5 protein-coding genes are annotated in these 6,545 nt (G+C 69.1%); 1 reads left to right on the top strand and 4 read right to left on the bottom strand.

Annotation, left to right across the window (positions count from 1 at the left end; all coding sequences use genetic code 11):
* The 3 genes from H7X47_RS08425 to H7X47_RS08415 all read right to left on the bottom strand — a co-directional run.
* The coding region (locus H7X47_RS08425) for an FAD-dependent oxidoreductase (protein WP_193368219.1) at positions 1 to 1,497 on the bottom strand (1,497 nt) is incomplete at its 3' end.
* A gap of 13 nt (positions 1,498 to 1,510) precedes the next feature.
* On the bottom strand, positions 1,511 to 1,804 hold the full coding sequence (locus H7X47_RS08420; RefSeq protein ID WP_193368218.1) for a sarcosine oxidase subunit delta: 294 nt from the start codon (positions 1,802 to 1,804) through the stop codon (positions 1,511 to 1,513).
* Positions 1,805 to 1,818: 14 nt separating this feature from the next.
* Positions 1,819 to 3,072 carry a sarcosine oxidase subunit beta family protein gene (locus H7X47_RS08415; RefSeq protein WP_193368217.1) on the bottom strand — a complete coding sequence of 418 codons (1,254 nt, stop codon included), beginning with the start codon at positions 3,070 to 3,072 and terminating at the stop codon, positions 1,819 to 1,821.
* A gap of 279 nt (positions 3,073 to 3,351) precedes the next feature.
* Here H7X47_RS08415 and H7X47_RS08410 point away from each other — a divergent pair, with 279 nt between their 5' ends.
* On the top strand, positions 3,352 to 4,365 hold the full coding sequence (locus H7X47_RS08410; RefSeq protein WP_193368216.1) for a GlxA family transcriptional regulator: 1,014 nt from the start codon (positions 3,352 to 3,354) through the stop codon (positions 4,363 to 4,365).
* A 33-nt stretch (positions 4,366 to 4,398) separates the two neighbouring features.
* Here H7X47_RS08410 and H7X47_RS08405 read toward each other — a convergent pair whose 3' ends face one another.
* Entirely contained in the window at positions 4,399 to 6,444 is a 2,046-nt protein-coding gene (locus H7X47_RS08405) for an ASKHA domain-containing protein (protein WP_193368215.1), read from the bottom strand.
* Between the last annotated feature and the right edge of the window lie 101 nt (positions 6,445 to 6,545).

The raw sequence follows: 6,545 nt of genomic DNA, 5'->3' as shown, positions 1-6,545 counted from the left end.
GCCGCCCACCGGCCCCGCCCCGCCCCGGGGGGGGGGGAAGCCGCGGCGGCGGCCCGCCGCCGCGCCGGCTTCCGCCCCTTCGCTCAGGCAGCCCCGCAGGCCGAAGGCGCCGTTGCCGGCGCCGGCGGAGCGCTGGCCCGGCTGCATGGCCACGTCCGGGACGAAGCAGGCGTGATCGTCGTCCCAGCGCAGCTTGCCTTTGGCCTGGCAGAAGAGGTGCACCGTCGGGTTCCAGCCGCCGGAGTTGGCGACCAGGTCGCAGTCGATGGCCTCCACAGTGCCGACCATTCCCTTGCCGTCGGCGGTCAGCTCGGCCACGCGCACGCCTTTCACCCGCTTCTTGCCCTCGACCCCGACGACGGCGGACTCCCCGAGGATGCGCAGGCCCTGCGCCTCGGCGCGCTCGGTCAGCGGCCCGGCCGGGGTGGGACGGGTGTCGACCACGGCGGCGACCTCGATGCCCGCGGCGGTCATGTCGAGGGCCGCGCCGTAGCCGCTGTCGTTGTTGGTGAAGATCACCGCGCGCCTGCCGGGCTTCACTGCGTAGCGGTTCACATAGGTCTGCACCGCCGAAGCGGTCATGATGCCGGGGCGGTCATTGTCGGCAAAGACCATGGGGCGCTCGATGGCGCCGCCGCAAAAGACCGCCTGCTTGGCGCGCAGCTTCCACAGGCGCTTGCGCGGCAGGTGCTCCGGCGCCGCCGGCAGGTGGTCGGTGAGACTCTCCACCAGGCCGAAGAAGTTATGGTCGAAGGCGGCGTAGGCGATGGTGCGCTTCAGGATGCGCACCTCCGGCATGGCGGCCAGCTCCGCCTCGGCGGCGGCGACCCAGTCGAGGGCCGGCCGGCCGCCGATGGTCTCGCCCTGCTGATTGAGCAGCGCACCGCCCAGCAGGGGATCCTGCTCGGCCAGCACCACCCGCGCCCCGGTGCGTCCGGCGGCCAGGGCCGCGGCGAGGCCGGCGGGCCCGCCGCCGACCACCAGCACGTCGCAGTGCGCGAAGGTCTTGTCGTAGTGGTCCGGGTCGCGTTCGCTCGGCGAATGGCCCAGCCCGGCGGCGCGGCGGATGAAGTGCTCGTAGGTCTTCCAGGCGCTGGCCGGCCACATGAAGGTCTTGTAGTAGAAGCCCGACGGCAGGAAGCGCGAGGCCAGGCTGTTGACCGCGCCGACGTCGAACTCGAGAGACGGCCAGGCATTCTGCGAGCGCGCCGAGAGGCCGTCGACCAGTTCCACCTGGGTGGCCTTCAGGTTCGGCTCGGTGCGCGGATCGTCGCCCAGCTGCATCAGCGCGTTGGGCTCCTCGGCGCCGGCGCTGACGATGCCGCGCGGGCGATGGTACTTGAAGCCGCGGCCGACCAGGTGCACGCCGTTGGCGAGCAGGGCGGAGGCCAGGGTGTCGCCGGCCAGGCCCAGGTAGGTCTTGCCGTCGAAGGTGAAGCTCAGGGGGGTGTCCCGCTTGACGAGACCGCCCTGGGGCAAACGCATATGTCCAGCCACGTCCGTCGCCTCCTCAGACGTAGCGCCGCGGGTCGAGCGCGGGCGGCTGCGAACCCATGGGATAGACGGCCAGGATTTCGTAGGTCACGGTGTCGCGCGCCACGTTGAACCAGCGCCGGCAGCCCTGGGTGTGGTTCCAGCGCTCCAGCAGCAGGCCCTTGGGGTTGTCGCGCAGGAAGACGAACTCCGCCCACTCGGCGTCGGTCAGCGCCGCCGGGTCCTTCGGACGTTCGATGTGCGCCTCGCCTCCGTTGTGGAACTCGCTTTCCGCACGGGCCCCGCAGTGAGGACAGGTGATCTGCAACATTATTCTCAAGTCCTCTAGTGGGCCACGGCCGCTGCGCCGTGCTCGTCGATCAGGAAGCCGGTACGGAATCGGTCCAAGGTGAAGGCCGCGTTCAGCTCGTGCGGCTCGTCCTTGGCGATAGTGTGGGCGAAGGCCCAGCCGGAACCGGGGGTCGCCTTGAAGCCACCGGTGCCCCAACCGCAGTTGAGGTAAAGGTTCTGTACCGGCGTCTTGGAGAGGATCGGGCTGGCGTCCGGGCAGACGTCGACGATACCGCCCCACTGGCGCAGCATGCGCATGCGGCGGAAGAGGGGGAAAAGCTCGCAGATGGCGGCCAGGGTCTCCTCGGTGACCTGCATGCTGCCGCGCTGACCGTAGCCGATGTAGCCGTCGACGCCGGCACCGATGACCAGCTCGCCCTTGTCGGACTGGCTGACATAGGCGTGCACGGCGCCGGACATGACCACGGTGTCGATGATCGGTTTCACCGGCTCCGACACCAGGGCCTGCAGCGGGACCGACTGCACGGGCAGGCGGAAGCCGGCCATGTTGGCCATGACGCTGGAGTGGCCGGCGGTGACGACGCCGACCTTGTCGGCCTCGATGAGGCCCTTGCTGGTCTCGACGCCGGTCACCTTGCCGTTCTCGATGCGGAAGCCGTTGACCGCGCACTCCTGGATGATGTCGACGCCCAGGGCGTCGGCGCCGCGGGCGTAGCCCCAGGCGACGGCGTCGTGGCGGGCGGTGCCGCCGCGGCGCTGCAGGCTGGCGCCCAGCACCGGGTAGCGCCCACCCTCGCGCAGGTCGATGATCGGCACCATCTCCTTCACCTGCTGGGCATTCAGGAACTCGGAGTCGATGCCGTTCAGCCGATTGGCGTTGACGCGTCGCAGGGTCTCGCGCAGGTCGTGCTGGTTGTGCGCCAGGTTCAGGACGCCACGCTGGGAGAACATGACGTTGTAGTTCAGGTCCTGGGAGAGGCCCTCCCAGAGCTTCATGGCGTGCTCATACAAGGCCGCCGACTGGTCCCAGAGATAGTTGGAGCGCACAATGGTGGTGTTGCGCCCGGTGTTGCCACCGCCCAGCCAGCCGCGTTCAACCACGGCGATCGACTTGATGCCGTGCAGCTTGGCCAGATAGTAGGCCGTGGCAAGGCCGTGGCCGCCGCCGCCGACGATGATCACGTCGTAGCGGGCCTTGGGCTCCGGGCTGCGCCAGGCCTGCTGCCAGTTCTCGTGGTAGCTGAGGGCATTGCGCAGAAGACTGAAGACTGAGTAGCGCGGCGTCATGCCCGATCCTGTCCCCCTGGTTGAGCCGGTCCCCGATGCCCTGGCCCTTCGGGGCTCTGTGGCCCCTCCAGACCCATGCTGGCATCTGCTTTCCGGCTTGGCAACGGGCCCCGGTTCCGGGCCGGCCCGCGCCGCTTTTCGCAGGTCGCCAGGGCACTCGATCAGGGGCTTTCGGGCTCGCGTTTCCCCGGCGGAAAATTCTCTGTTCGCGACACACGGAGTTATGCCAAAGTCGCGGAATCGGTATTTCAGAATCAGCTCAAGAGCCGCAGTCGGTCTATGTTCGGAAACGTCCCCAGAGAGCTGCCCCAGCAGATCGCTCTCATCCTGCTGCCCCGCTTTTCCTTCCTGCCCTTCACCGGCATGATCGAATCGTTCCGGCTGGCCAACCGTTTGAGCGGGCAGGAGCTCTATCGCTGGAAGCTGGTCTCGACCGACGGCCAGCCCGTGACAGCCTCCAACGGGCTGGATCTTGGGGTGAGCGGGGATTTCTCGACGGCCGAGGCCTGTGGCACGGTGATCATCTGCGGCGGCATCGACGTCCACCTGATCAAGGACAGGGTGCTGGACGGCTGGCTGCGCAAGGCCGACCGGCGGGGCTGTGACATCGGGGCCATCTGCACCGGCAGCTACGTCCTGGCCAAGGCCGGGCTGCTGGACGGCCACCGCTGCACCATCCACTGGGAAAACCTGGCCGGCTTCTGCGAGGACTTCCCGGAGATCGAGGTGACCACCGAACTCTTCGAGATCGACCGCAACCGCTTCACCTGTTCCGGCGGCACGGCGGCCATCGACATGATGCTGAATGTGATCGCCCGCCAGCACGGCCACGAGCTGGCCGCGGCGGTGGCCGATCAGTTCATGCACGAACGAATCCGCGACCAGCACGACCGCCAGCGCATCTCGCTGCCGGCGCGCCTGGGCGTGCGCCACCCCAAGCTGCTGGCCGTCATCGGCACCATGGAGCAGAATCTGGAGGAGCCGCTGAGCCGCAGCGAACTGGCCAAGGGCGCCGACCTCTCGACCCGCCAGCTCGAGCGCCTGTTCCGCAAGTACCTGAACCGTTCGCCCGCGCGCTATTACCTGGAGCTGAGGCTCAACAAGGCGCGCCTGTTGCTGTTGCAGACCAACATGTCGGTGATCGACGTGGCGCTGGCCTGCGGCTTCGTCTCGGCCTCGCACTTCTCCAAGTGCTATCGTGACTTCTTTGGCCGCACCCCGCGCAAGGAGCGCGGCCTGCCCCTGAAGGGCGAGCCGGATCTGGGCGACGAGGACATCGAGGCGCTGCCCTGACGGGCCTGCCGATCCCGAATTGATTTGAGAAGTTCAGCCCTGGCCGCGCCGCCGGCGGCGCCGGCCGCCGGGCTCGCCGCTGTCGTTGGCCGGCGCCCGCGGCTTGGCGACGGGCAGGCTGACGGCCTTGGCGAGATTGGGGAAGGCGGCGGTGGTGTGGGGGATGCCCATGGCCTCGACGAAGTGGGCCTGGAACTTCGGCTCCACCGCGGTCTCGATCTTCTCGACCTGGCGGATGACTTCCTCGATCTCGTCGCGCGCGGCCTGGTTCAGCAGGGCGATGCGCGCGCCGGTGCCGGCGGCGTTGCCGGCCGAGTAGACCTGGTCCAGCGGGCAATCGGGGATCATGCCCAGCACCATGGCGTACTTGGTGTCGATGTGGCTGCCGAAGGCGCCGGCCAGCATGATCTGGTCCAGCTGCTCGACGCCCAGGCGGTCCATCAGCAGGCGGATACCGGCATAGAGCGCGGCCTTGCCCAGCTGGATGGCGCGCACGTCGTTCTGGATGATGCTGATCTCCTGCCCGCCCCCCTCTGTGCCGTCGTGCAGCAGGTAGGAGAAGGTACGCCCTTCGGGGCGGATGCGGGGGCTGCGCGCGGCCTGGGCGCCGTCGATGGTGCCGTCGACCGTCAGGATGCCGGCCAGGTACATCTCCGCCAGCACCTCGATGATGCCGGAGCCGCAGATGCCGGTGACGCCGGTCTTCTTCGTCTCCTCGGCGAAGCCTTCCTCGTTGGACCAGAGCTCGCTGCCGATCACCTTGAAGCGCGGCTCCAGGGTTTCCGGGTCGATGCGCACCCGCTCGATGGCGCCGGGCGCGGCGCGCTGGCCGCAGGAGATCTGCGCGCCCTCGAAGGCGGGGCCGGTGGGCGAGGAGCAGGCCAGCAGGCGGTCGCTGTTACCCAGCACGATCTCCGCGTTGGTGCCGACGTCGACCACCAGGGTGACCTTGTCGGTCTTGTGCGGCGATTCGGAAAGGATGACGCCGGCGGTGTCGGCGCCCACGTGCCCGGCGATGCAGGGCAGCACGTAGACCCGGGCGTTGGGGTGGAAGCGCAGGTCGAGCTGGCTGGCCCAGAGCGTGATGCCGGAATTGGCGGCCAGCGCGAAGGGCGCGCCGCCCAGCTCCGTCGGGTCGATGCCCAGCAGCAGGTGGTGCATCACCGGGTTGCCGACGAAGGTGGCGTTGAGGATTTCCTCGCGGTCGATGCCGCCTTCCTCGCAGACCGCGTCGGCCAGCTCGTTGATGGCGCGGCGCACGGCACCGGTCATTTCGCGGTCGCCGCCCGGGTTCATCATCACGTAGGAGACCCGGCTCATGAGGTCTTCGCCGAAGCGGATTTGCGGGTTCATGATGCCGGAGGAGGCGATGACCTCGCCGCTCGCCAGATTGCAGAGGTGGGCGGCGATGGTGGTGGAGCCGACATCGACCGCCAGGCCGAAGCTGCGGTCGTGGAAGCCGGGCCAAATGGCGGTGATCACCTGGCCGCGGTGGACGGCGACAGTGATCTTCCAACGGCCGGCGCGCAGGGTCGGCTGCAGGCTTTGCAGGATCCGCAGGTCGGTTTCCAGGCCGGTGAGGCCCCACTGGTCCTCCAGGGCCGCCAGCAGGCGCTCCAGGTCGCCCGTGGGGTTGTGCATGTCGGGTTCCTGGACCACGACGTAGTGCAGCCGGATGGCCGGGTCCAGCTCGATGTCCCGCACCTCGGCGCGCTTGCGCACCACCTGCTTGTGGACCTGGCTCTCCGCCGGCACGTCGATGACGACGTCCTTCAGCAGCAGCGTCTGGCAGGACAGGCGGCGGCCCTCGGCCATGCCGCGTTTTTCCTGGTAGCGCGTCTCGGTCTGGTTCCAGTCGGAAACGTGGGTCGGGCGGCTGGTGATGCCGTGCTTGGCGAACTCGCCGCTGCCAACCTCGATCTGGCAGCGTCCGCAGAGGCCGCGCCCGCCGCAGACGGAATCGATGTCGACCCCCAGGCTGCGCGCGGCCTTCAGGATTGGCGTGCCGACCGGAAAGCGCCCGCGCCGCCCGGAGGGCGTGAAGACGATCAGGGCATCTTTCGGGGCAACGCCAGACAAGAGGGGGCTATCTCCCTTCGGTCATCCGCGGCGTCGGCGGGGCTCGCGGGGGCCCCCTTCCCCCTCCGCCCCGGTGCGCCGCGGGCCCCGCGGCTTCTTTT

Origin of the sequence: Pelagibius marinus (genome assembly GCF_014925385.1) — a bacterium.
In the GTDB taxonomy this organism is placed as follows: Bacteria; Pseudomonadota; Alphaproteobacteria; order Kiloniellales; family Kiloniellaceae; genus Pelagibius; species Pelagibius marinus.
The sequence above is the reverse complement of the archived record's forward strand: the minus strand, read 5'-3'. Positions and strand labels throughout refer to the sequence as shown.

Excerpts from the sequence above, each read along its gene's own strand:
- H7X47_RS08420 (WP_193368218.1), bottom strand. The coding sequence starts at position 1,804 with ATGTTGCAGATCACCTGTCCTCACTGCGGGGCCCGTGCGGAAAGCGAG.
- H7X47_RS08415 (WP_193368217.1), bottom strand. The coding sequence starts at position 3,072 with ATGACGCCGCGCTACTCAGTCTTCAGTCTTCTGCGCAATGCCCTCAGC.
- H7X47_RS08410 (WP_193368216.1), top strand. The coding sequence starts at position 3,352 with ATGTTCGGAAACGTCCCCAGAGAGCTGCCCCAGCAGATCGCTCTCATC.